The 24,454-nt window shown below is 60.3% G+C and carries 19 protein-coding genes and 2 tRNA genes; 15 read left to right on the top strand and 6 right to left on the bottom strand.

Features of this window, described 5'->3' with window-relative positions; genetic code table 11:
• Nucleotides 1-8: 8 nt before the first annotated feature.
• From CO583_RS02390 to smpB, 4 genes are all read left to right on the top strand, one after another.
• Nucleotides 9-758, top strand: coding sequence for a 3-deoxy-manno-octulosonate cytidylyltransferase (locus CO583_RS02390; RefSeq protein WP_103765468.1), 750 nt, complete (start codon nt 9-11; stop codon nt 756-758).
• Complete coding sequence (locus CO583_RS02385; protein ID WP_043560427.1) at nt 749-1,588, top strand: prephenate dehydratase; 840 nt, start codon at nt 749-751, stop codon at nt 1,586-1,588. Before CO583_RS02390 ends, CO583_RS02385 begins: the two co-directional genes overlap by 10 nt.
• 104 nt (nt 1,589-1,692) lie before the next feature.
• A complete protein-coding gene (dapA, locus tag CO583_RS02380; protein WP_248630440.1) occupies nt 1,693-2,592 on the top strand; it encodes a 4-hydroxy-tetrahydrodipicolinate synthase in 900 nt (299 codons plus the stop codon).
• An 8-nt stretch (nt 2,593-2,600) separates the two neighbouring features.
• Complete coding sequence (gene smpB, locus CO583_RS02375) at nt 2,601-3,104, top strand: SsrA-binding protein SmpB (protein ID WP_081563081.1); 504 nt, start codon at nt 2,601-2,603, stop codon at nt 3,102-3,104.
• A gap of 144 nt (nt 3,105-3,248) precedes the next feature.
• Here the strand turns inward: smpB and CO583_RS09195 are convergent, their stop codons facing one another.
• Both CO583_RS09195 and recG read right to left on the bottom strand, forming a co-directional pair.
• Nucleotides 3,249-3,935 carry a cold-shock protein gene (locus CO583_RS09195; protein ID WP_081563082.1) on the bottom strand — a complete coding sequence of 229 codons (687 nt, stop codon included), beginning with the start codon at nt 3,933-3,935 and terminating at the stop codon, nt 3,249-3,251.
• A gap of 279 nt (nt 3,936-4,214) precedes the next feature.
• Nucleotides 4,215-6,317: an ATP-dependent DNA helicase RecG gene (recG, locus tag CO583_RS02360; RefSeq protein WP_248630441.1), complete on the bottom strand. Its 2,103-nt coding sequence runs from the start codon at nt 6,315-6,317 to the stop codon at nt 4,215-4,217.
• A 106-nt stretch (nt 6,318-6,423) separates the two neighbouring features.
• Here recG and mfd point away from each other — a divergent pair, with 106 nt between their 5' ends.
• Nucleotides 6,424-9,918, top strand: a complete 3,495-nt coding sequence (mfd, locus tag CO583_RS02355) for a transcription-repair coupling factor (protein WP_103765481.1) — start codon at nt 6,424-6,426, stop codon at nt 9,916-9,918.
• A gap of 85 nt (nt 9,919-10,003) precedes the next feature.
• On the opposite strand, the gene hmpA is transcribed toward mfd, so the two are convergent.
• Nucleotides 10,004-11,218: an NO-inducible flavohemoprotein gene (gene hmpA, locus CO583_RS02350; RefSeq protein WP_086431040.1), complete on the bottom strand. Its 1,215-nt coding sequence runs from the start codon at nt 11,216-11,218 to the stop codon at nt 10,004-10,006.
• Between the two features lie 220 nt (nt 11,219-11,438).
• Between hmpA and CO583_RS02345 the strand changes: the two genes are divergently transcribed.
• Nucleotides 11,439-11,903, top strand: a complete 465-nt coding sequence (locus tag CO583_RS02345) for an Rrf2 family transcriptional regulator (protein WP_081563464.1) — start codon at nt 11,439-11,441, stop codon at nt 11,901-11,903.
• A 19-nt stretch (nt 11,904-11,922) separates the two neighbouring features.
• Here the strand turns inward: CO583_RS02345 and CO583_RS02340 are convergent, their stop codons facing one another.
• Both CO583_RS02340 and CO583_RS02335 read right to left on the bottom strand, forming a co-directional pair.
• Nucleotides 11,923-12,786, bottom strand: coding sequence for a glycosyltransferase (locus CO583_RS02340; RefSeq protein WP_249103112.1), 864 nt, complete (start codon nt 12,784-12,786; stop codon nt 11,923-11,925).
• Nucleotides 12,776-13,567, bottom strand: coding sequence for an RlmE family RNA methyltransferase (locus CO583_RS02335; protein ID WP_043560413.1), 792 nt, complete (start codon nt 13,565-13,567; stop codon nt 12,776-12,778). The genes CO583_RS02340 and CO583_RS02335 overlap by 11 nt, the downstream gene beginning before the upstream one ends.
• 127 nt (nt 13,568-13,694) lie before the next feature.
• On the opposite strand from CO583_RS02335, the gene CO583_RS02330 reads away from it, so the two are divergent.
• From CO583_RS02330 to CO583_RS02295, 8 genes are all read left to right on the top strand, one after another.
• Nucleotides 13,695-14,717 (top strand): DUF475 domain-containing protein, encoded by a 1,023-nt coding sequence (locus tag CO583_RS02330; protein WP_248630443.1) that lies wholly within the window; start codon nt 13,695-13,697, stop codon nt 14,715-14,717.
• A 69-nt stretch (nt 14,718-14,786) separates the two neighbouring features.
• A tRNA-Gln gene (locus tag CO583_RS02325) sits at nt 14,787-14,860 on the top strand.
• 41 nt (nt 14,861-14,901) lie between these two features.
• Nucleotides 14,902-14,975 (top strand) — tRNA-Gln (locus CO583_RS02320).
• A 114-nt stretch (nt 14,976-15,089) separates the two neighbouring features.
• Nucleotides 15,090-16,478, top strand: coding sequence for an oxygen-independent coproporphyrinogen III oxidase (hemN, locus tag CO583_RS02315; protein ID WP_043560411.1), 1,389 nt, complete (start codon nt 15,090-15,092; stop codon nt 16,476-16,478).
• A gap of 144 nt (nt 16,479-16,622) precedes the next feature.
• Complete coding sequence (guaB, locus tag CO583_RS02310) at nt 16,623-18,107, top strand: IMP dehydrogenase (RefSeq protein WP_081563087.1); 1,485 nt, start codon at nt 16,623-16,625, stop codon at nt 18,105-18,107.
• A 60-nt stretch (nt 18,108-18,167) separates the two neighbouring features.
• Nucleotides 18,168-19,481 (top strand): RsmB/NOP family class I SAM-dependent RNA methyltransferase, encoded by a 1,314-nt coding sequence (locus CO583_RS02305; protein ID WP_249103110.1) that lies wholly within the window; start codon nt 18,168-18,170, stop codon nt 19,479-19,481.
• Between the two features lie 151 nt (nt 19,482-19,632).
• The gene (locus tag CO583_RS02300; protein ID WP_043560400.1) at nt 19,633-21,483 is read left to right on the top strand and encodes a sodium:proton antiporter; all 1,851 of its coding nucleotides are present in this window, start codon (nt 19,633-19,635) and stop codon (nt 21,481-21,483) included.
• A gap of 122 nt (nt 21,484-21,605) precedes the next feature.
• Nucleotides 21,606-22,310 carry a response regulator transcription factor gene (locus tag CO583_RS02295; RefSeq protein WP_043560399.1) on the top strand — a complete coding sequence of 235 codons (705 nt, stop codon included), beginning with the start codon at nt 21,606-21,608 and terminating at the stop codon, nt 22,308-22,310.
• A gap of 82 nt (nt 22,311-22,392) precedes the next feature.
• Here CO583_RS02295 and CO583_RS02290 read toward each other — a convergent pair whose 3' ends face one another.
• The gene (locus CO583_RS02290; protein WP_081563089.1) at nt 22,393-23,187 is read right to left on the bottom strand and encodes an exodeoxyribonuclease III; all 795 of its coding nucleotides are present in this window, start codon (nt 23,185-23,187) and stop codon (nt 22,393-22,395) included.
• Nucleotides 23,188-23,289: 102 nt separating this feature from the next.
• Between CO583_RS02290 and CO583_RS02285 the strand changes: the two genes are divergently transcribed.
• On the top strand, nt 23,290-24,318 hold the full coding sequence (locus tag CO583_RS02285) for a dipeptidase (protein WP_249103108.1): 1,029 nt from the start codon (nt 23,290-23,292) through the stop codon (nt 24,316-24,318).
• Nucleotides 24,319-24,454 lie beyond the last annotated feature (136 nt).

Raw genomic sequence — 24,454 nt, 5'->3', positions numbered from 1 at the left:
CAGGGATCATGCAACCGATTATTGTCATTCCCTCCAGAATTGCCTCCACAAGGCTTCCACGCAAGGCTCTGGCCGAGATTGATGGCGAGCCCATGATCGTTCATGTCGCCCGCCGGGCTGTGGCGGCCGGGTTGGGGCCTGTCCTCGTGGCGGCCGGAGATGAGGAAATCCGGGACGCTGTGGCAGGCATGGCGGGGGTGAAGGCCATTCTGACAGACCCGGCCCTGCCAAGCGGATCGGACAGGGTGCAGGCGGCGATTGAAGCTCACGACCCGCAGAGGCGGCATGACTGCGTGATCAATCTTCAGGGTGACCTCCCTCTTGTGGAGCCGGAGACCCTCCAGCAGGCCTTGCGCCCACTGGCAGAAGGGCGGTTCGACATCGGGACACTGGTTGCCCCGGTGCAGGGTCCCGAGGAGCGTGACGCCGAGTCGGTCGTGAAGGTGGCCTGTAGTTTCCAGAGTGACGATGACGTGGCCCGGGCACTCTATTTTTCCCGGTCCGTGATTCCGTGGGGTGAGGGCGTGTACTGGCATCATGTGGGTGTCTATGCGTGGCGTCGTGAGGCCTTGGCCCGGTTCGTTACCCTGCCGCCCTCCGGGCTGGAAGAGCGGGAAAAGCTGGAGCAGCTCCGTGCGCTGGAGGCGGGCATGACGATTGGCTGTGCCCGGATTGCCACGGCTCCCTTGGGGGTGGATACGCCGGAAGACCTTGCGAGAGTCCGGGCCAGAGTGGGGGAGCAGCCATCATGCCGGTAATTGCGTTTCAGGGGCGGCCGGGAGCTTATTCCGATCTGGCCTGCCGGGCCACACGTCCGGGCTGGGCCACGCTGCCCTGTCGCAGCTTTGCCGAGACGATCGAGGCCGTGCGGGATGGTCTGGCGGATGAGGCCCTTCTGCCATGCGAGAATTCCCTTGCCGGTCGTGTGGCAGAGATCCATGCGCTGCTGCCGGAAGCGGGATTGAAGATCGTGGGGGAGCATTTCCAGCGGGTGGAACACTGTCTGTTGGGTGTGAAGGGGGCACGGCTTGAAGATGTGAAGCGTGTCCATACGCACCCTGTGGCGATGGCGCAGGTCCGGGGTCTTCTGGCACGGTATGATCTGGAGCCGGTAACAGAGTTTGACACGGCGGGAGCCGCCGAGCTTGTGGCAGGCTGGGGGCGCAGGGAAGAGGCGGCGGTGGCGTCCTCCCTTGCTGGAGAGCTGAACGGGCTCGAAGTTCTTCTGCGCAATGTGGAAGATGCCGCCCACAATACCACCCGTTTCTACCGTGTGGCCCCTCCGGACGCTGTGGTGGAATCCGTGGCAGGCCAGCCGATGATGACGACGCTGATCGTTCATGTCCGGCATGTGCCGGGGGCATTGTGTGATGTTCTGGCCTGTTTTGCACGGCATGGGGTCAACATGACACGGATTGAAAGCTACATGCTGGGAGGCTCTTTTGAGGCATCCCGTTTTCTGATGGACATTGAGGGGGCGCCGGATGACAGGGGAGTTCGGGAGGCTCTTCTGGAGCTGGCAGGGGTGAGCCAGGATCATCACGTGCTGGGCACCTACCGGCGGAGTTCGTTTCGGGATGAGATGTGACCTTTCTCCAGCGGAGAGGTCTCACTATAATGGCAGCAGAATGTCGGCTGGCGAGGTCAGCCCACGGATTTTTATGAGCAGGGACAAGGGTGGAGAGTAAAGAGATGGCACAGAATATCAATGAACGGTACCACAGCTCGCTGACCGCCCTGATCACCCCCATGAAGAAGGACGGTACGCTGGACGAGCAGGCCGCTACCAGGCTGATCGAGCGTCAGATCCAGGGTGGTACGACAGGCCTCATTCCGTCCGGGACAACGGGGGAAAGCCCGACGCTCTCCCATGCGGAACATGGCCGTGTCGTGGAGCATTGTGTGGAGGTGGCTGCTGGCCGTGCGCTCGTGATGGCCGGAGCAGGCTCCAACAGCACACATGAGGCTGTGGGTATGGCTCGTCATGCTCACAAGGTGGGGGCCGATGCCCTGCTGGTGGTCGTTCCCTATTACAACAAGCCGACGCAGGAAGGGCTGTACCGCCACTTTATGACGGTGGCTGATGCCACGCCGCTGCCGCTCTGGCTGTACTGCATCCCGGGCCGTTCCGTTGTGGACCTGACGCCGGAGACTCTGGGGCGTCTGGCCAAGCACCCGAACATTGTCGGTACGAAGGATGCTACGGCCAATCTTTCCCGTCCGCTGGCCGTGCGGCGGGAGGCTGGGGCGGACTTCAACCAGCTTTCTGGTGAGGATGGGACCATCCTGTCCTTTCTGGCCGCCGGAGGGCACGGCTGCATCAGTGTGACGTCCAACGTGGTACCGGATCTCTGCTCCCAGCTCCATCGTCTCTGGCGGGAAGGGAAGGTGCAGGAGGCCATTGCTCTTCAGGACAGGCTGCTGCCGCTGCATGATGCCCTGTTTGCCGAGACCAGCCCAGCCCCGGCAAAGTACGCCATGTCCCGTCTCGGGTTGTGCGAATCCACGCTGCGCCTGCCAATGGTGGAGCCGATGGAAGGAACGAAGAAGCGTGTGGACGAGGCTCTGCGTTCACTTGGCCTTCTGGATTAAGACGGACCATGGCAGCCAGCAAGAAAAAAACAAAAGGTGGGCTCATTTCCCATGGCATCGCTGCGCAGAACAGGAAGGGCCGTTTCAACTATACCATTCTGGAAACGGTTGAAGCGGGTCTTGTTCTCAAGGGGCCGGAGGTCAAGAGCCTTCGCATGGGCCGAGCAACACTGACCGAGGCCTACGCCGTAGAACGGAATGGTGAGCTGTGGCTCATCAATTCCTATATTCCGGAATATCAGGGAGGGGTGCTGTCCCGGTTTGATACACGGGCTCCTCGCAAGCTGCTGCTGCACCGCAAACAGCTGGCCAAATATATTGGAGAGGTCACCAGAGCCGGGGCTTCACTGGTCCCGCTGGACATTCACTTCAATGCCCGTGGTGTAGCCAAAGTGACACTTGGTCTTGGTAAGGGGCGCAAGAAGGAAGACAAACGCCATGCCATTGCAGACCGTGACTGGCAGCGAGACAAGGCCCGTCTGCTCCGTAACAAAGGGCGTGGAGATTATTGAGGGGAATTCCCCGTTAAAGTTGCCCCGGGGCCAGTAGTAGCAGGATGGGATGCCCGTTTCTGCTGGTTGTGGGCAGAGGATACAGAAAACCCCACGTTCCTTGCGGGCCGTGGGGTTTTTCTTCAGCGGATGCGGAAGACTGTCTTATTCAGCTGTAATCTCTACAGCCTCAGGGCCTTTGTGTCCCTGAACAACCTTCATGCCGATCTGCTGGCCATCAGCCAGACCATGCAGGCCAGAGCGCTCTAGAGCAGAGGCGTGGACGAACACATCCTTGCCACCTGTCTCAGGCGTAATGAAACCGAAGCCCTTCGTGGTGTTGTACCACTTGACGATTCCACGCATTTCCTCGGCCTGGGACAGGTCCGGAGCAGGATGGAAACGTTCCTGGCGCATGGGGGCAGGGCGACGGGGGGCTTCTGCTGTGGCCGTGCTGGCATCGACAGAAATCACCTCAGCCACCTGGCGGCCTTTCGGCCCCTGGCCGACACGGACAACAACGGTCGTTCCCGGTGCAGGCTCAGCATGGCCGAGGGCGCTGATCGTGTTGGCATGGAGGAAAACATCGCCACTGCCATCGCTCAGGCCAACGAAGCCAAAGCCACGCTCGGTGTTGAACCATTTGACGGTACCGGTGATCTCCGGACCTGTCGGGGTGATCTGCGGGCCACCACGGCCACCGCCACGGCGGGCGCCACCGCCAAAACCACCGCCACGCGGGGCATCGTAACTGCCGCGATCATCAAAATAGGAAGGCTGGGTCATGAAATCGCGGTCAAAACCGCCGCGGCGAGAGGAAAAGGAGCTGCGGTCGGATCTATTATTTCTCAAGGGTCTCGTCCCGTACTGGGGTCATCAGGGAGGAAGCGGTCGATCCGCTCCCTCAGGGTCATTATGTTGGAAACATGCCTGCATGTTCCACTTCTGACGGTAGCATGTTTTTTCAATTAAGCCACAAGGAAAAAGATGAAATTACGATAATTTTTTCTGCCGTTATTATGCTGCGTCGTCTGGAAGTCTAATTGTAGGCCACTCCTTCGTAGAGATGACAATAATGTAAGTTTATGGCTGAACAAATATTGTTAACAATTTCTGTGACAGTCTTTTATTTCAGCCAGATACAAGCAGTCTGTCCGGTATGGCCCGGTCGAACAGATGCAGGAGGTCCTGGAGGGCCTCTCCCCTTGGCCCTGTCAGGTCGGGGTTGCGGGTGAGTTCACGCTGGCTGTCCTGCCGCATGGCTGTCAGAAGCAGGGAGAGGCGGGTCGGGTCGGCCAGCCGGAAGCCCGGCAGGCCGGACTGTCGGTTGCCTGTCAGGTCGCCACCACCACGGATGCGGAAATCTTCATCGGCAATCAGGAAGCCATCCTCCGTATCCCGCAGGAGGTGGAGGCGACGCTGGGCTGTGAAGCTGGTGCCTTCACTGTGCAGCAGCAGGCAGAAGGATTTCTGTGCCCCCCGGCCGACACGGCCACGCAGCTGATGCAGCTGGGCCAGACCAAAGCGTTCGGCCTGTTCGATGACCATGATGGTGGCATTGGGAATGTCCACGCCGACCTCGATGACCGTGGTGGCGACCAGCAGGCGGGTCTGGCCTTTCTGGAAGGCCGTCAGGGCGTTCTGCCTCGTGTCGATGTCCTGCCTGCCATGAGCCAGCCCGATGATGGGGCCGAAACGTTTTGTGAGCTCCGCCCAGCGTTCTTCTGCCGCTGCGGCACTCTGCGTTTCACTCTCCTCGATGAGGGGGCAGACCCAGAAGATCTGCTTCCCCTGGTCCAGGGCCCGTTTCATGCCGGCAAAGATGTCGTCCAGCTTGCCCATGTTGTGCACGGTCGTATGGATGGGCTGGCGGCCGGCTGGCTTGCTGTCCAGCCGGCTCACGCCCATTTCGCCCCATTCCGTCAGTTGCAGGGTGCGGGGGATGGGGGTGGCGGTCATGACGAGCAGGTCGGTGGCTGCCCCCTTGCTGGCCAGCTTCATGCGCTGCTCCACGCCGAAGCGGTGCTGCTCGTCGATGACGGCCAGGCCGAGGTCGGCAAAGGTGACGCCATCCTGAAAGAGTGCATGGGTGCCGATAGCGATCTTCGCATGGCCATCGGCCAGTTTCGCCAGTGCGACCCGCCGTGCCTTCCCCTTGACGGAGCCGCTGAGAAACACGAACGGCACCGGGCACAGGGCCTCGCACGTGCTGGCATGCTGCTGGGCAAGGATCTCCGTCGGGGCCATGAAGGCGGCCTGTGTTCCGGCCTCGACGGCCTGGAGCATGGCCGTCAGGGCGACAAGCGTTTTTCCGGCGCCGACATCCCCCTGGAGCAGGCGCATCATGGGGGTGGGACGCTCCATGTCAGCTGCGATTTCGGCCATGACACGTCGCTGCGCCGGTGTGGGTTCATGGCCGAAACGCTCAAGCAGGGTACGGCGCAGGGAGCCATCGCCCGCCAGCGGGCGGCCCGTGCGTGTCCGGGCCTGCATCCGGGCCAGCCCTAGGCAGAGCTGGTCCGCCAGAACTTCATCGGCTGCCAGCCGGGCACGGGCACGCTCCAGAATGGGAGTAGGGTCGTCGTCGGAAGGCAGCGTCTTGGGGAAGTGCATCAGCCCAAGAGCCGTGGCGAAGCTGGGCCAGTTCCGTTTTTTCACCAGGGGCGGGTCCAGCCATTCCGGGAGGTCGGGCGGGATCAGGGCCAGGGCGGCCTGCATGGCTTTCCGCACGGTGGAGGGAAACAGCCCGGCCGTGAGGGGCCAGACCGGTTCCAGCCACGGGAATCTGTCCTTCTTTTCCCAGGCCATGATGTGGTCCGGGCGGGAGAGGGTCAGCCGGTCATGGTAATGCCCGACCTTGCCGGAAACGAGGATTTCTGCCCCCTCTGGGGGGAGGAAGAGCCGCCCCTTCTGGAAGAAGGTGATCTCCAGCGTGCCGGTGCTGTCTCTGGTGGTCAGGATGGTGGGCTGGGAGGAGCGGACGGGGCGGCGGATGCCTGTCACACGGACACGGCTTGTCAGGATGTCGCCCGCTGGCAGTTTCCGCCCCTCGGCGACGCTCATGAGCCTGCGCCGGTCGATCAGCTTTTCTGGCAGGGTGAAGAGCAGGTCGATGATCCGCCTGCCGCCGCTGATCCGGCCCAGCATCGTGGCGTGGCGGGGGCCTGTGCCCGGCAGGCTGCTGATGGGAGCCAGAAGTGGCGCAATCCGTGCGGAAGGGGGAGCTAGGGGCATGGCATCGGGGGCGGGTGGCTTCCGGGCTGACAGGGGGGCTGTGGAGGGCTATAGGGTAGCAGAACCGGCCGATAATAAAAATGTCCTTAGTGGAGAGCCCGCCCTGATGCCTGTTGATCGTTCTGCCGTTGCGTCCTTTGGTCCGACAGTCTGGGGGGTGCCTGATGGGGCGGTGGCATTCCTGCTCCGTCAGCGTCTGGCGGAACATGAGGGGACGCTTGTTCATGTGGCACATGATGACGCTGCCCTGGCGTCTCTGGCGGACATGCTGGGCTGGCTGATGCCGGAAGTCACCGTCCTGCGCTTTCCGGCATGGGACTGTCTGCCTTATGACCGGATTTCCCCCAATCCTTCCATCGTGGCCGAGCGTGCCGCCACACTGAGCCACCTTCTGGAGCCACGGCCCAAGACGGGCCGCATTGTGCTGACGACCATCCATGCCATGCTCCAGCGTGTGCCGCCCCGTGCGGCCTTTGCGGGGCAGACCATCCATGTGAAGGTCGGTGATACGCTGGATGCGACCAGTCTGGCGGAACGGCTCGTGGGCAACGGCTACAGCCGTGTGGATACGGTGATGGAACGTGGCGAGTTCGCCATGAGGGGCAGCATTTTCGATCTTTACCCCGCTGATTCCGGGGAGCCTGTCCGGCTGGACCTCTTCGGGGATGAGGTGGACAATATCCGCAGTTTTGATGCCGCCACCCAGCGGTCCACGGACCAGCGGACGGAGTTCAGCCTGACGCCGGTTTCGGAATATGCGCTGGACAAGCCCAGCCTGAGCCGCTTCCAGACGGGCTGGCGGGATGTGTTCGGCGTGGGAGCGATGGAGGATGTTCTCTACCGCCAGCTTCTGGAAGGACGCAGGGCCAGTGGAGCAGAGCATTATCTGCCACTGTTCCATGACGGCGACGGCCAGCATATGGAAACCCTGCTGGATTACCTGCCGGATGCCGCCCTGAGTTTCGAACGGGACACGCCGGAAATTCTGACGGCACGGCTGGACATGATCGCCGACCATTATCAGGCCCGCTGTGCCGCCGGGCATGAGGGGGAGCTGCCCTATCGGCCCCTGCCACCGCACCGGCTCTATCTGAACCGTCATGGCTGGGACGGGATGCTGAAGGGTCACCCCACCGTCCTGCTGTCACCTTTCGCCCAGCCCGATGGCGCAGAAGGCGTGGATGCCGGGTACAGGCCGGGTCCGGTCTTTGCCAGCATGGGCGGTGCCGGACGGGAAGGGGTCTTCCACCAGTTCTCCACCCATGTGCAGGACTGGGCGAAGCAGGGACGGCGGACCTATCTGACGGCCTGGAGCAACGGCTCCCGGGAGCGGATCAGCAGCCTGCTGCGGGACCATGACATTCCCTGCGAGAGTTTCGATGACTGGGCGCAGGCGGCGGGCATGGCCCGTGGGGCTGTCGGGCTTGTCGTGCTGGGCATGGAACGGGGCTTCACCGGGGAGCGTCTGGCCTTCGTGTCCGAACAGGACCTGCTGGGGGAACGTCTGGCCCGTCCGCCCCGGCGCAGGCGCAAGGGCAATGACTTCATCACGCAGATCGGCGAGATTTCAGAGGGCGATCTTGTCGTGCATGAGGAATACGGCATTGGCCGTTATGTCGGGTTGGAGACGGTGCGGGAAGGGCGTGTGGCCCATGATTATCTCTCCATCCTGTATGATGGTGAGCAGCGGCTTCTTCTGCCCGTGGAAAATATTGATCTGCTGAGCCGTTTCGGCTCCGAGCAGGGGGCGGTGCAGCTCGACCGTCTGGGCGGTAGCTCGTGGCAGGCCCGCAAGGCGAAGATGAAGACCCGCCTGAGGGAAATGGCCGGAGAGCTGATCCGCACGGCGGCGGCCCGTGCCATGAAGGAAGCTCCCATCATGGCCCCGGCTGAAGGGATGTGGGATGAATTCTGCGCCCGTTTCCCCTTCATGGAGACGGAAGACCAGTCACGGGCCATTGCGGACGTTCTGGAGGACCTGAGCAGTGGCAAGCCGATGGACCGGCTCGTCTGTGGTGATGTGGGCTTCGGCAAGACGGAAGTGGCCCTGCGGGCGGCCTTCGTGGCGGCCATGTCCGGGATGCAGGTGGCGGTGGTCGTACCCACGACCCTTCTGGCCCGGCAGCATTATATCGGCTTCAGGAAGCGGTTCGAGGGGCTGCCCGTGAAGGTGGAGCAGCTCTCCCGCATGGTCACGGCCAAGGAAGCCACGAAGGTGCGGGAAGGGCTGGCCGATGGAACGGTGGACATTGTCATCGGCACCCATGCGCTGCTCTCGAAAGCCGTGTCGTTCGAACGGCTGGGAATGCTCATCATTGACGAGGAACAGCATTTCGGCGTGTCCCACAAGGAGAAGCTGAAGGCCCTGCGGGAAGACGTGCATGTGCTGACGCTGTCCGCCACGCCCCTGCCACGGACGCTTCAGCTGTCCCTTTCCGGCGTGCGGGAAATGAGCCTGATCGCCACCCCGCCGACGGATCGTCTGTCCGTACGCACCTTCATCACGCCTTTTGACCGGGTGATGATTCATGAGGCCATCCAGCGGGAACGCTTCCGGGGAGGGCAGGTCTTCTGCGTGGTGCCCCGTCTGACGGACATGCGGCACATGGCCGATCGGCTGCGGGAGATCGTGCCCGATGCCCGCATCACGGAGGCTCATGGCCGACTCACTCCCACCGAGCTGGAAACGGTGATGACGGAGTTCTCGGAGGGGAAATACGACATCCTGCTTTCCACCAACATCGTGGAGAGTGGGCTGGACATGCCCCGGGTCAACACGATCATCATTCATCGGGCGGACATGTTCGGCCTTGGGCAGCTTTACCAGCTGCGGGGCCGTGTGGGGCGGGCCAAGCAGCGGGGCTATGCCTATCTGACCTGGCCGCAGACGCATGTCCTGTCGGCTTCATCCGTCAAGCGGCTGGAGATCATGCAGACGCTTGATTCCCTCGGGGCGGGCTTCACGCTGGCTTCTCATGACCTTGACCTGCGAGGGGCAGGAAATCTGCTGGGGGATGAGCAGTCCGGCCATATCAAGGAGGTGGGAATCGAGCTGTACCAGCAGATGCTTCAGGACGCCGTGACGGACCTGCGCCGGATGAGGAACGAAGGCGAGGAGGAAGATACGGGCTGGACGCCGAACATCATCCTCGGCCTGCCGGTGCTGCTGCCGGAGGACTATGTGAAGGACCTGCCCGTCCGTCTTGGCCTGTACCGCCGCATTGCCGCCCTGAAGGATGAGGCGGATGTGGACGCCATGCGGGTTGAACTGGTGGACCGTTTCGGTCCTCTGCCGCAGGAGGTGGAGAACCTTCTGGATGTCGTGATGATCAAGAAGCTCTGCCGTGAGACGGGCGTGGAGCGGCTGGAGGCAGGCCCGAAAGGCATGGTCCTCCAGTTCCGCAGGAACAGGTTCGGCAACCCTGATGGTTTGATCCGCTGGGTTGCCCGTAATGAGAAGGCCGGTGTGAAGATACGGCCTGACCACAAGCTGGCCATGGTGCGGGAAATGACCAATGCCGTGCGTATCAGCATGGCCCGGAAGATTCTGGCTTCTCTGACCAAGCTGCTGGAGAAGGTTCGCCCGGCCGAGGCAGGCTGAAGGTTGCTTTCAACCCGCAAGGCAGGAATGGGGCGGCAATAATGGTGCCGCCCCATTTTTCATGTTGTTGCGGTGTCGGACAGGTTCAGGCCTGTGTGACGAGATAGGGGGTGGATGCAGAGCCGAACATTTCATAATGGATGCGATCCATGGGAATATCCTGCTCCCGCAGGGTGTGGATCATGCTGACCATGAACTCTGTCGGGCCACAGATATAGAAATCAGCCTGTCTGTCCTTATGCGCTTTCAGCCATGAGGGTGTGAGGCGTCCAGTATGGCAGTTCAGGCCATCTGTCCGTTGTGGAAGGCTGTTCATCTGGCTGTAGAACAGGTCTGCCGTAATGGCTCCGCAGGCAGCCAGGCCATGGGTTTTGCGGGCAAAAATTTCGTTGTCTGCTGTCTGGGTGCCATGAATGAAATGGATGGCCGGATGTGAAGTGCGGGTGGTCAGTGCTTCCATCATGGACATGACAGGCGTGATGCCTGCACCAGCAGAGATGAAGCACAGTGGTCTTTCGGAGGAAGATTGCAGGAAGAAATCACCGGCTGGAGCAGAGACATCCAGAGTATCACCTGCCCGGACATCGTCATGGAACCAGCGGGACACGACGCCGTCTTCCTGTTTCCTGACAGTGATGCGGTAATGGTCATCTGCCGGGGCTGATGAGATGCTGTAATTGCGGCGCTCCGGGCCATGGCCAGGGATGTCCAGCCGGAAGCTGAGATACTGGCCCGGCTGGTGCTGCATGACGGGCTGGCCATCCACCGGCTGAAGGATGAAGGAGACGGTGTCAGCCGTTTCCTCATGCCGATCGGCAATGCGGAAGGCACGCCATCCTGTCCAGCCGCCTTTTCTGGCGGCGTGGTCCTCATATATCTGCCGTTCCCGGTTGATCAATACGTCAGCCAGAAAACCATAAGCCTCTTTCCATGCCTCCATGATTTCAGGTGTGGCCTGCTCTCCCAGAACATGGGCAATGGCCCCAAGCAGCGCTGTGCCAACATGGGGGTAATGTTCTGGCAGGATGTTCAGCCCGACATGTTTTTCGGCAATACGCTCGATCATGTCCTTCAGGGCCGTGGGATCGTCAATATGGCGGGCATAAGCGAGGACGGCATAGGCCAGGGCCCTGGGTTGGTCGCCATTTTTCTGATGGGAGATGTTGAAGAGGTCTCGGATGTTTTCATCACTCAGAAGGCGGCGATACATCTCTCTGGTGATGTCGACGCCATGAGCCTCCAGGGCAGGAATACAGGCTTTGACGATGGTACGGGTCTGTGGGGTGAGGGAAATGGACAAGGATCACACTCTCTAAAAGATGTATACAAAATACATCTTTAAAATAGGTCGATACCAGCCGTTGTCAAGCCGGAAGAGACGAGGCAAGGAAACAGGTTGGCAGATGTCATCTTTCTGTTAGTTTCGGAGAAGGAGCCACTGCCACCACGTCTCCTCTTTTGCATGCAGGCTTGGAGTGACGCCGGATCATCTGAAACACGACCGGAAGGAAGCTCCCGGAATGCGTCTGACCCTCTATACCGACTATGCCTTCAGGTCCCTGATCTATCTGGAGACACAGAAGGAGCGTCTCGTCTCCATTGGCGAGATTGCCCGCGTGTACGGCATATCAGAGAATCATCTGGTCAAGGTCGTGCACAGGCTGGGGCGGCACGGCTTCATCAAGACGCTGCGTGGCCGCAATGGTGGGCTGCGTTTGGGCAGGAATGCTGAGGAGATCTATCTGGGAGACATTGTCCGCTGCACGGAGGATGATCTCGCCCTTGTCGGCTGCATGGGCAAGGAGGAGGGAGCCTCTGGCTGCATTCTGGTTGGTGGCTGCCGTCTGAAACAAACGCTGTTGAAAGCCCGATTCGCTTTCATGGATGTGCTGGATGAAGTCACGCTGGCCGATGTCACGGCCCCTCATGAGCGAAGTGTCCTGATGCAGGCCGTGCAGGAAATGATGACTGGAGCGGAACGGTGATGGATGCTGCTGTCAGGGATCAGGGGGTGTTGCTGTCAGGCCACTTCATGAATTTTCGCCAGTTGGCATTGGTGCTCTGGTAGGCAAAGTGTGAGCAGGTATCGAGTGTCTGCTCGACCTGACGATGGGCAACAAAGGCGATTCCTGCTGCCATCAGGAACTGGCTGATCTCATGGAATGGAACTTTCTGGTTTTTCAGGGTGTGGGCGATCCAGCTCATCGTGCCGACAACCATGGCGCCGGGGCCGGTCGAGACCCAGACATTTTCAAAATAGCCGGTTTCCAGAATGTGCCGGACCCGTTGGAACATGGTTTCCATGATAGGCTGCATGAGAGGGTTGCCAGCCTCCTGGATGAGCACGTCGTTGTCGAGGCACCATGGTTCGCCGACGGAATAAGGTAACAGCGTCCTGAAATGTGTGCCTCTGGTTATGTCTGTCAGAGGGGCACGGCTTGTTACATCCGCATCAATATAGACGCCGCCTTTTACATGCAGGTAGCAGAGCCGCCAGAAGTCCGACCGCATGGCCGGGTGAGGGCAGACGTCATAGAGGGCGGTGACGCTGGCGCCATAGTGGTCATGGATGAACGCCCGGGCGGAGGCATCACATTCCAGATGGTAGGAGAAAGCCGGGTTGTCATTCCGGATGCCTTTCATGGCATCCCGGACGTCTTCCGGCGGTTCAGGGCTGTCCCAGAACTGGGCAATGTGCTTCGGAATGTTCCGGGGGAATTCCTGTGGAACGCAGCGGGACAGGATCGGAAACAGGGACTGCTCCAGACCGATCGGCAGAAGGGCAAAGCAGGCGTCCTGATGGCCGCAGAGCGCCCCTATAAATAGGTTCCGAATCGGTTCTGGATAGTCGTTGAACTCACGGCTCACCACGGAAACCCGTGGCAATGACGTAAAGCTCGCTCGATTCCTTGCGGGAGGCAGGGGGTTTGACGTGCTTGACGACGGCAAAATTGCGTTTCATCAGGTCCAGCATGTCTTTTTCGGACCCTCCCTGAAAGACCTTGGCGATGAAGGCTCCGTCCTCGGCCAATATTTTCAGGGCGAAATCTAGGGCGTTTTCGGCCAGGGCCATGATGCGGATATGATCGGTTGCGGCATGGCCGGTCGTGTTCGGTGCCATGTCGGACATGACGAGATCAGCCCGCCCGCCCAGCATGGCCTGGAGCCGCTCCGGCATGTCGGCCTCCATGAAGTCACCCTCGATGATCTCGGCCCCCGGCACCGGGTCCACCGGCAGCAGGTCCACGCCGATCACCTTGGCAGCTCCACGCTTGACGGCAATCTGTGCCCAGCCTCCCGGGGCAGCTCCGAGGTCCACCACCCGGCTTCCGGGCCTGATGAAGTGGAAGCGGTCATCCATTTCCAGCAGCTTGAAGGCGGCACGGGAGCGCCAGCCCTGCTGTCGTGCCGCTGTCACGTAGGGGTCGTTCAGCTGGCGGTTCAGCCAGCGCTGCTGCGCTGGCGTGCGGCCCCGTGCCTTGCGGAGTTTTACGGTCTGGGTTCGCAGTGTCTGGGAGGTGGCGGCGTCATCCGCCGTATCCCGGGTGCCGGGCGTGCGGGAGTGGCGCAGGGGTTTGCCGGGGATGCGGGGTGGCGTGGCACCGCCCTTTGGCCGGCGGGAAGAAGGAGGCGTGTGTTTCGGACTCATGGAGGGAAAGATAGGCTCTTCCTGTCGCCCTGCAAAGCCTGTCCGTTGCTGCCTGCCCCTTTTTGCCTGTAAGGGATGAGGGATCATGAGCAGAAAGGCTCATCATCTTGAGAAACAGGTACAGCTCTTGAGACAGTTTTACGCCGCTTTTGTTCTGGCCGCTCTGGCCCTGTGTGCTGGTGCCGCTCTGGGGTACGGACATACGCCCAGCCTGTACGGTGCTCTCATGGGTGTGGAGGGCGTGGCCATTCTTGCCCTGATGGAAACGGCTGAATCCATGGATAATGCCATCGTGGATTATGGCATCCTCAATACCATGTCGCCACGCTGGCAGAAGCGGTACATCAGCTGGGGGATGCCTCTTTCCGTACTGGGGATGCGGTTCCTGTTCCCCGTGCTTCTGGTCGCTCTGGTGGCCGGGCTGTCACCATGGCAGGCGGCCCGTCTCGCCATCATGGAGCCGCAGCGTTATGCCGCCATCATGCTGGGGGCAAAGGACATGATTTCCGCTTTTGGTGGGTCGTTCCTTCTGTTGATTGCGCTGAACTATTTTCTGGATGATGACAAGACGCATCACTGGCTCTCATGGCTGGAGCGTCCGGCAGCCCGTCTGGGCGGGGTGTCAGCCCTGCCGGTCGGGCTGACACTGGCAGTTCTCATGCTCATCACCCGCCTGATAGGGCAGGGGCATGACCCGATGGCCTTCCTGTTCTGGGGCTGCGGGGGGATTGCGGCCTATATTCTGGGCAAGGAAACGCTGGTCTGGCTGATAGGCGAGCCGGGGGCGTCCCGCATGGCGGCTGGCGGGGGGCTGCTGACTTTTCTGTATCTGGAATTCATTGATGCCAGTTTTTCCTTTGATGGTGTCATCTCGGCCTTTGCGATCACGACGGACCCAGTTGTCATTGCGCTGGGGCTGGGCGTGGGGGCGATGTTTGTCCGTTCCATGACACTCTCCATGCTGAAAACGAATGCTCTGGCCGAGTATGTCTATGTGGAGCATGGGGCGTTTTACACCATTTTCATCCTTTCCCTCCTGATGCTGGTCAGCGTGCTGGTGGAGGTGCCGGAGTGGGTGACGGGGCTTGTCGGGCTTGTCCTGATTGGTGGAGCATTTCTGGCCAGCGCACTCCGGCGTCCGGTAAAATAAGGAAAAACTTTCCCATCCCCCTTGCGTCGTGAGGGGAATGGGGCTAGAACCCCTCCAGCAAACGCCGCTTGGGAGATAGTTTAGCGGTAGAACTACCGGCTCTGACCCGGTCAGCCCTGGTTCGAATCCAGGTCTCCCAGCCAGTCATGTGGTGTGTTTGCTCCAGGGGGAAGCCCCGACCGCTTGGGAGATAGTTTAGCGGTAGAACTACCGGCTCTGACCCGGTCAGCCCTGGTTCGAATCCAGGTCTCCCAGCCATTTTTCTCAGACAGGTTAATCGTTCCGTTACATTCTGCCATGGGGTGGTTTGCGTAACAGGGTGCGCCGCTGTAAGCAGAAGCTCCCTGACCGAGACTGGATTATGGTGAGACTGTGGCTGCAAATATTTCTCCTGACCTGATCGCCCGTTATGGCGGCAACCTGCCACGCTATACCAGCTATCCTACGGCGGTCAGTTTTTCTGATGCTATCGGGCCGCAGGAGGTGGCAGACTGGTTGAAGGCCCTGCCGCCAGAGCAGTCCGTCTCCCTGTATTTCCACGTCCCGTTTTGTGACGAGCTGTGCCGCTTCTGTGCCTGCAACACGGCAGTGATGCGGCAGGAAGAGGCACGGGCAGCCTATGGTGACATTCTCTTGGAGGAGATGCACCGTATCGTTGCACTGGTTGGGCAAGGGCGTGTGGTCCGGCATCTCCATTTTGGTGGCGGCACACCGACAACCCTGCCAGAAACGGCCCTGCGTAACGTAATGTCCGCAGTGCGGGAACAGTTCCGGCTGGCTGATGATGCTGAAATCGCCATGGAGATGGATCCCCGTCATGTGCCGGAGGGCATGCTGCCCCTGTTGGCCGAGCTGGGCTTCAACCGCATCAGTTTCGGTGTGCAGGACCTTGATCGTATTGTGCAGGAGACCTGTGGGCGTGTGCAGTCTTACGAGCAGACGCTGGCCTGTGTGGAGCAGGCCCGTGCGGCAGGGGTGAATGGGGTGAATATCGACCTGATCTATGGCCTGCCCTATCAGACAGTCGAGAGCGTACAGGACACGGCCCGGCGTGTTGCTGGAATGAGGCCAGACCGTCTGGCTGTTTTCGGCTATGCCCATGTCCCGTGGAAACAGAAACGCCAGCAGCTCATCCCGCAAGACTCTCTCCCATCTTCGGAAGAGCGGTTGCAGCAGGCGGACAGGATCGACCGTGTTCTGGTTGAGGAAGGCTACAAGCCCATCGGGCTGGACCATTATGCCCATCCTGAAGATGCCATGGCCCATGCCTATGAGGCCGGTACACTGCATCGCAATTTTCAGGGCTATACGATCGATTCATCACCCGTCCTGCTGGGGATGGGAGCATCGGCCATTTCCATGACACCTGACGGATTCTACCAGAACATTCCGTCTACGGCGGCTTATATCCGGGCATTGAAGGAGCATGATGGCCTTCCCGTTGCCCGGGGGGTGTTCCGTACGGAGGAGGACCGCTGGCGGGGGAAGGTGATCGAGACCGTCATGTGCCTTTCGGGCGTGGACCTGACACCCTACATCCCGTCAGGACAGGGTCTGGAACAGGCTTTTGCAGAAGAGCTGGAAGCCCTGCGTCCTTTCGAGGAGGACGGGCTGATCCGCTGGGAGGGCAACCGGGTGAGCCTGACAGAAAAGGGCGGCCCCTTCCTGCGGCATCTGGCGGCCGTATTCGATACACGGCGCAAGGAACTGGCCGCAGCAGGCGAGGGGAAACCAGTCCCCCGTTTTTCTTCCTCCCTGTGAGGAGAGCAGGCTGCAGTCTGTTTTCCTTTGCCTATGGTTACAGAGTGCGTTATGAGACCCTGCCAACAGCTTAATTACCCTTTCAGTGGTGGTAGGCTGACCTAGTTGTATCGAACAGGACGCACGAGCGAGGGCGTAGGCATCATGACCAATTTCCAGAATGACAAACTTTACAGCCGTGTGCGTGATGCCCTGGCCTTTGATGACGTGCTGATCGAGCCGGTTGAATCATCGGTTCTTCCCGGTCAGGTCAGCACGAAGACACGTCTTACCCGCAAGCTGGAGCTGAACATTCCGCTGCTTTCTTCCGCCATGGATACGGTGACGGAAGAGGAAATGGCCATCTCCATGGCGCAGCAGGGCGGCATGGGTGTCATCCACAAGAATCTGACGCTGGAAGGACAGGCCGAGCAGGTCCGTCGTGTGAAGCGTTTTGAGGCTGGCATGGTGGTCAATCCCGTTACGGTGGGGCCGGACCAGACGCTGAGCGATGTTCATGAGATCATGGCCCACCATGGCATTTCCGGCCTCCCGGTCGTGGAGAAGGATGGCAGGCTGGTTGGTATTCTGACCAACCGTGACATGCGTTTTACCGAAGATAAAAATACCCGTGTGCGGGACCTGATGACGCATGAGGGGCTGGTCACGGTCCGGCACGGGGCATCCCCGGATCAGGCCCGCCAGCTGCTGCATGATCATCGGATCGAGAAACTGCTGGTCGTGGACGATGCGGAACGCTGCATCGGTCTGATCACCGTCAAGGACATGGACAAGGCCATGACCCATCCGCTGGCCGTGAAGGATGCGGAGGGGCGTCTGCTCTGCGCTGCGGCCATCGGCGTTGGGGAGGATGGTCTCCGCCGTGGGGCGGCTCTTGTCGAGGCGGGCGTGGATGTGCTGGTGGTCGACACGGCCCACGGTCATTCCCGTGGCGTGCTGGAGACCGTGGCCCGCCTGCGTGACAGATATGCCGACGTGCAGCTGATCGCCGGCAACGTGGCCACGCCAGAAGCTGCCAGGGCGCTGATCGAATCCGGTGCAGACTGTGTGAAGGTCGGCATCGGTCCGGGGTCCATCTGCACGACCCGTGTCGTGGCCGGTGTGGGTGTGCCGCAGTTCTCCGCCGTGCTGGAAACGGCAGCCGCCTGTCATGAGCTGGACATTCCTGCCATCGCCGATGGTGGCATCCGCACGTCCGGTGACATCGTCAAGGCCATCGGGGCCGGTGCTGATGTCGTGATGGTCGGCTCCATGCTGGCCGGATGTGAGGAAAGCCCCGGCGAGAGCTTCCTGTATCAGGGGCGGACCTACAAGGCTTATCGTGGCATGGGGTCCATGGGGGCCATGGCTCGTGGTTCGGCAGACCGTTACTTCCAGGGTGAGGTGAGGGACACGCTGAAGCTGGTGCCGGAAGGGATTGAAGGGCAGGTGCCGTACAAGGGGCCGATGGCGGCTGTCGTACACCAGCTGATCGGTGGCCTGCGGGCTGGCATGGGCTATACCGGCTCCGCCACGATTGCCGATCTTCAGGCCCGTGCCCGCTTCCGCAAGATCACCAATGCGGGTCTGCGGGAAAGCCACGTGCATGATGTGACCATCACCCGGGAAGCTCCCAACTATCGGCTTTAATTGGCTTTGAAAGGTCATTTTTTCCTTTCCTGATGAAAGGAAACGGAGTAGGCGGGGGCCATGACCCCCGCTGCTCGTCTTTCTGGTGCGATTGATCTGCTTTGTGCGATCCAGAACGCACCGCACCGTCCGGCTGATGCCGTTGCCAACAATTTCTTCCGTGAACGCCGCTATATCGGTGGTGGTGACCGCCGGGCCATTTCCACCCTTGCGTGGGACGTGCTGCGGGCATGGCGTCGGCTGCACTGGCATCTGCGAGCGGACCTGCGCTACCGGCATGAGGATGTTTCCCCGAGGCTGCTCTGTGCGGCCATGCTGCATTTTGTCGGGCAGCCCCTTTCATCCATCCAGTCCCTTTTCAGCGGGGAGCGTTACGCTCCAGCCCCGCTGAGCGAGCGTGAAATGGTCATGCTGGAGGCTCTGGAAGGGCAGGACATCAGCAGCGAAAAGCAGCCACTGCCGGTCCGGCTGGAATATCCCGACTGGCTGCACCCTTATCTGGTGGAAGATTTTGGTGACAGGCTGGAGGAGGAAATGCGGGCCCTCATGGGGGCACCCTCCCTGGACCTGCGGGTCAATCTTCTGAAGGGAACACGGGAGGAGGCCCTGCGCCGTCTCCGGCGGGAAGGTTTTCAGGGGGAGCCGACGGCTCTCTCTCCGTGGGGCATCCGGCTTGAAGGGCGTCAGCCCGTTACAGTGGCGGCTCTTTTCCGGGAAGGGCTGGTAGAGATACAGGATGAAGGCAGCCAGCTGATCGCAGCTGCCGTGGATGCCAGACCGGGGCAGAGGCTTCTGGATTACTGCGCCGGTGCTGCCGGGAAAACGCTGGCTCTGGCCATGACGATGGAGAATAAAGGGCAGATCGTGGCCTGTGATGTCTCCCGGGTCCGGCTTGATGGTGCCACGAAGCGTCTGCGCCGGGCGGGTGTCCATAACGTGACACGGCATCTGTTGAGTGAAGGCGACAAATGGGCGAAACGGCGGGAAGGCCAGTTTGACACGGTACTGGTGGATGCCCCCTGTTCCGGTACCGGGACATGGCGGCGCAATCCTGATGCCCGCCTGCGTTTGACAGAGGAGGACATCAAGGAACTCTGCGCCAAGCAGGCAGCCATTCTGGACATTGCAGCCCGTCTCGTCCGGCCGGGCGGGAAGCTGGTCTATGCCACCTGTTCCCTTCTGGGGGCGGAGAACGGAAAGCAGATTGAAGCCTTCCTGAAGAGGCAGGAGGCCTACACCCTGCTGCCTGCGGAGAAACGTTCCATCCTTCTGCCGGAAGAACTGCGGCAGAAGGCACTTTTCTCCCTGACGCCTCATGGTTTCGGGACGGATGGTTTCTTCGTGGCGGCCATGGAAAAAATGTCCCAGGGCTGAGACGCATGCAGGGACGGGCTATCCGGTCTCCTGTCTGTCCCTGCGGCGGATTTGTGCATCTGTCATGAAAATGGCTAATATTTGGACAATGGCCAGCCTGTTCCTGCTACGGGGCCGGGTGGTCTGTCTGACTGGAGGAAACATATCCCCTATGGCCTATGATGTTCTCTTTGGTGTGGTGCTGACATTCGGGGCAGGGATGCTGGCACAATGGGTTTCCTGGCGCCTGCGGCTCCCAGCCATTGTTCTGCTCTTTGCCATGGGGCTGCTTTTTGGCCCTGTTCTGGGGTGGCTGCATCCATCAGAAACATTGGGTCATGCATTCCGTCCACTGGTCTCCATGCTGGTGGCCCTGATCGTCTTTGAGGGTGGAATGGTGCTGGATATCCGCCAGCTCCGGGAGGCCGGGCAGGGCGTTGCCCGCCTGACGATGGTGGCCCTGCCAATCAACTGGATACTGGGAGCTCTGGCAGCCCATTATGTTGCCCATCTGGAATGGGGAACATCCTTTCTCTTCGGGGCCATCATCGTGGTGACGGGGCCGACGGTCATCCTGCCCCTGTTGCGGAGTGCCAAACTCCAGCCCCGTGTGGCGGCCTTCCTGCGGTGGGAGGCCATCGTCAACGACCCGCTGGGGGCCATTCTGGCTGCCGTCGTCATGCAGATCATGCTGTTGCATGTGGACCTGCACAAGCAGATTTTCTTCGTCCATACCTTGCCGGACATGCTTCTGGCTGGGGCTGTTTCCGTGGCGGCGGGCATTTTGCCTGCCTATCTGCTGCGTTACCTTTTTACCCGGGACCTGATGCCGGAGCTGTTGAAGGTACCCATCATGGTCACGCTGGCGCTGATCATTTTCGAGGCCTGCACGCTGGTGATGGAAGGGGCCGGCCTGATTGCCGTGACCGTCTTCGGCATGATGCTGACCAACCTGCATATCCCGGGCCTGAATGAACTGAAACGGACCAAGGAATCTCTGGTGGTCCTTATGGTATCCGTTCTGTTCATCCTGCTGACGGCCGACCTGCACCGTGCCGTGCTGGCCAGACTGTCCATTCCCATCCTGCTTCTCACGCTGGTTGTGCTGTTTGTCGTTCGCCCCCTGTGCATTTTCCTGGCCACGCTGGGGACAAGCATCAGCTGGCAGGAACGGATTTTTGTCGGATGGATCGCTCCACGAGGGATTGTTGCGGCGGCTGTGGCTGGTGCGGCGGGGATCAAGCTTTCGGAGGCGGGGTACGCCTCTGCCGATCTTGTCATGCCGGCCGTGTTCTGCGTGATTGCCGTGACGATGATCTGCCACGGTTTTTCACTCGGCCCGCTGGCACGAAGGCTGCATCTGACTCTCTCCAATGAGCCTGCTCTGGTCATTCTTGGTGGTAATGCTTGGTCGACCGATCTGGCGGCCTGCCTGAATGAGGAGAAGGTACCTGTTCTGCTGGTGGATACGACAGCGCAGGAACTCATGCCCGCAGCCCGGCGTGGGGTGCCGGTCCTCAAGGCGGAACTTCTCTCCGCAGCGGGGCAGGAGGCTCTGGAGGAGCGCCCGGCGGACTACCTGATCGCCACGACCGGGGATGCCATCTATAACGGGATGGTCTGCGGGCATATGGCTCCGCATATGGGGCGGGAGAGGGTCTATCAGGTCAGTCCCGGTGTGGCCCGGCTGGACCTGTATCGTGGTCTCTCACGTGATGCCCGGGGAAAGGTGCTGGGAGAACCGGGCTGGAACTATACGTTCTTTGATACCCTGTTCAGTCGTGGCTGGCGTTTTGTCTGTCAGAGCGTGACGGATGCCACGGTGGATCTTTTCGGGAAAGAAGAAAACCGGTTGGATCTGCTCATTGTTCGCCGGGGTACGGGCATCTTCGTTCGCTCGGCAGAAGATCGGGCCTGGACCATGCCGAGCATGGGGGATCTTGTCATTTCCATGAGGGCGCCGGAAAGCCGTGATGAGGGGGCAGATGTAAAAGAGGAAGCAGAACTGCGTGCAGGGGCGTAGTGCTTGGCCGTCATTCGGGCTAGTGTAGTGCCCTATCAGAAAGACAGGTCCTCCCTGTCTGCCCATCCGGCATGGGCGGAGAGGCGGGGTTTTGAGTGCATTACGGACGGGATTTTTGGGATATGAATGCTCATCACTCAATACTGATTGTTGACGATGATGATGCCTTGCGCCTTCTGCTGGCTGAACAGCTGGGAGAGGAGGAAGCGTACCGCGTTGAACAGGCTGCCACCATTGCGGCTGCACGGGAGGTGATGGATCACTCTTCTGGAGGCAGGACAGACATTCTTCTGCTGGATGTGAACCTGCCAGATGGTGACGGGCGGGATTTCTGTGCCGGGTTGCGGGAGAGGGGCATTCATATCCCCATCATCATGATGACGGGGTCGCATGATGAAGATGACGTGATTCGTGGTCTGGATGCTGGAGCGAATGACTATGTGGCCAAACCGTTCCGCATGGGCGAGCTGAAGGCCCGTCTGCGGGCGCAGCTGCGTCTTTTCGAGAACAGTGAGGATGTTGTTTTCGATATCGGTCCCTATGTTTTCCATCCGGCCAGGAAGCAGCTGGTGGACCAGAAAAAGGGGCAGCGCATCCATCTGACGGAAAAGGAAACGGCAATCCTGAAATATCTCTACCGTGCCGGTGGGCAGCCAGTGGAGCGGGACGTGCTGCTGCATGAGGTCTGGGGCTATCACGCCTCGGTGACGACCCACACGCTGGAAACGCACATTTACCGTCTGCGGCAGAAGATCGAGCCTGATCATGGCCGGGCCGGGATTCTGCTGACGGAAGGTGGTGGGTACTGCCTGAATCCTGATCTCTGACGGATGGTGCCCTGAGGGCGGACAGAAGAAAGGCTGGCAGGAGGAAGTCCTGCCAGCCTTTCTGCCATCTGGTCCAGTCTGGTCAGACGGCCAGATCCATCATGACGGGAACGTGGTCGGAAGGGGAGGTCCAGTCCCGCATGGGGCTGAGGACATTGATTGTCTTCAGGCCGGGGAGAAGGTCCGGTGTTGTCCAGATATGGTCCAGACGGCGCCCCCGGTTGGATTTTTTCCAGTCACGATTGCGGTATGACCACCATGTGAAGAGCTTTTCCGGTTCTGGAATGGCCTTCCGCATGGCGTCTTCAAATCCGGCATGAAGCCATTCGGTCAGGCGTGTCGTTTCCGGTGGCGTATGGCTGACGATTTTCAGAAGCTGACGGTGGCTCCAGACATCATGCTCCAGCGGAGCGATGTTGAGATCACCGACCAGAATGCTCCGCTGTGGCGGATTGGCCCGGAACCATGCTGTAGCCTCCTCAAGGAAGGCGAGTTTATGGGCGAATTTTTCATTTTCCTGCGGGTCGGGAATATCGCCACCGGCGGGCACGTAGAAATTGTGGAGCGTCACCGGCCCGGTTTCTGTCTGGATGCTGGCAGCCACATGGCGGCAATCCTCCCGGCCACACCAGTCCGGCGTGCCGGTAATGGGCTCCAGCGGTGTGCGGGAGAGAATGGTGACCCCATTATAGCTCTTCATTCCACGATAGAGCTGATGGGGAAAACCCAGCTCTGCCAGTGCATCACGGGGGTAGAGAGGGTCCGGCACTTTGGTTTCCTGAAGGCAGATGACATCAGGGGCCTGTTCCTCAATCAGACGCTGGAGCAGGGGTAGCCGGAGGCGGAGTGAATTGATGTTCCATGTAATGAGACGCATGTTTTCTGATCTCCTCTGGAGCGGGAAATTTCAACGGATGATCTTGCGATGAACAGGGTTTACCCCAATCTGGGGGGAATGAATAAGGAAAGTCTCCCGCATATGCCCATCCTGATGATCGACAGCCATATTGATATTCCATGGAACGAAAAAACGGCGGAAGGTCTGCCCTGCTGGCATAAGCGGGACCAGGCGGATGTTGCCATGCGGGATGTGGAACGCCGGTTTACCGTTCCGAAGGCGCAGGCCGGTAGGATGGGGGTGGCCTGTCTGGCTGCCTATACACCGCAGGCTGGTCTGGATGACGCAGGGCATGAGGCAGCGTGGCAAAGAGCACGGGCCATGCTGGAGGCGATGGAAGAGATGGTTCCGCTTCATCTTTCCGGGCAGGCTGTGCTGTGCCGGAGAGTTCCGGATATCCGGCGGGCTACGGAGGCCTGGCAGGTGGCTTTGGTGCCTGTCATGGAAAATGGCTACCCCTTGGCGGATGACCCGGCCCGGATCGGCTATCTCGCCCGGCGGCATGGCGTGCGTTACATGACCCTGACCCATAATGGCCATAACCTTCTGGCGGATTCGGCGGTTGTCCGGCAGGGGCCGGCAGAAGTGCATGGCGGTCTGTCCGCTCTGGGGCGGGAGGTTATTGGTGAGATGAACCGGCATGGTGTGCTGGTGGATGTTTCCCATGCATCCCGCAAGACCATGATGCAGGCGGTGGATGCATCCTCAGTTCCTGTTTTTGCCAGCCATTCCTGTGTGCGGGCTTTGTGTGATCATCCCCGCAATCTGGATGACGGACAGCTTGATGCACTGAAGGCCAGTGGTGGCCTGATCCAGATTACAGCCATGGGGCCATTCCTGCGCCGGGGTGGTGGTGGAACGCTGAAAGATTTTGTGGAGCATGTGCTGTATGTGGCCCGCAGGATTGGTGTCGAACATGTGGGAATTTCGTCCGACTTTGATGGCGGAGGCGGGATAGAGGGCTGGCAGGATGCCAGTGAGACTCACCATGTGTCCGAAGCGCTGGCTGTTGCTGGTCTGGATGCCGGGGAGATTCGGGCCATATGTGGAGAAAACATGCTGCGCCTGTTGCAGAGGGCAGAAGATAAAATTTCGAAATGTCAAACCTGATTTTTACTTTTTGAGAAAATTCGTGGTATTTTTTGCACAGTAATTTTTTCAGAAACGGGATTGACAGCCCACACCGCCATCAGGGGGCAGGAAAGGGGAGGATGCAGGGATAAAATCTTTTATAATTCCTTATTTT

This window comes from Parasaccharibacter sp. TMW2.1882 (assembly GCF_023337635.1).
Lineage (GTDB): Bacteria > Pseudomonadota > Alphaproteobacteria > Acetobacterales > Acetobacteraceae > Bombella > Bombella apis.
This window is presented reverse-complemented; position numbering and strand designations above follow the sequence as displayed.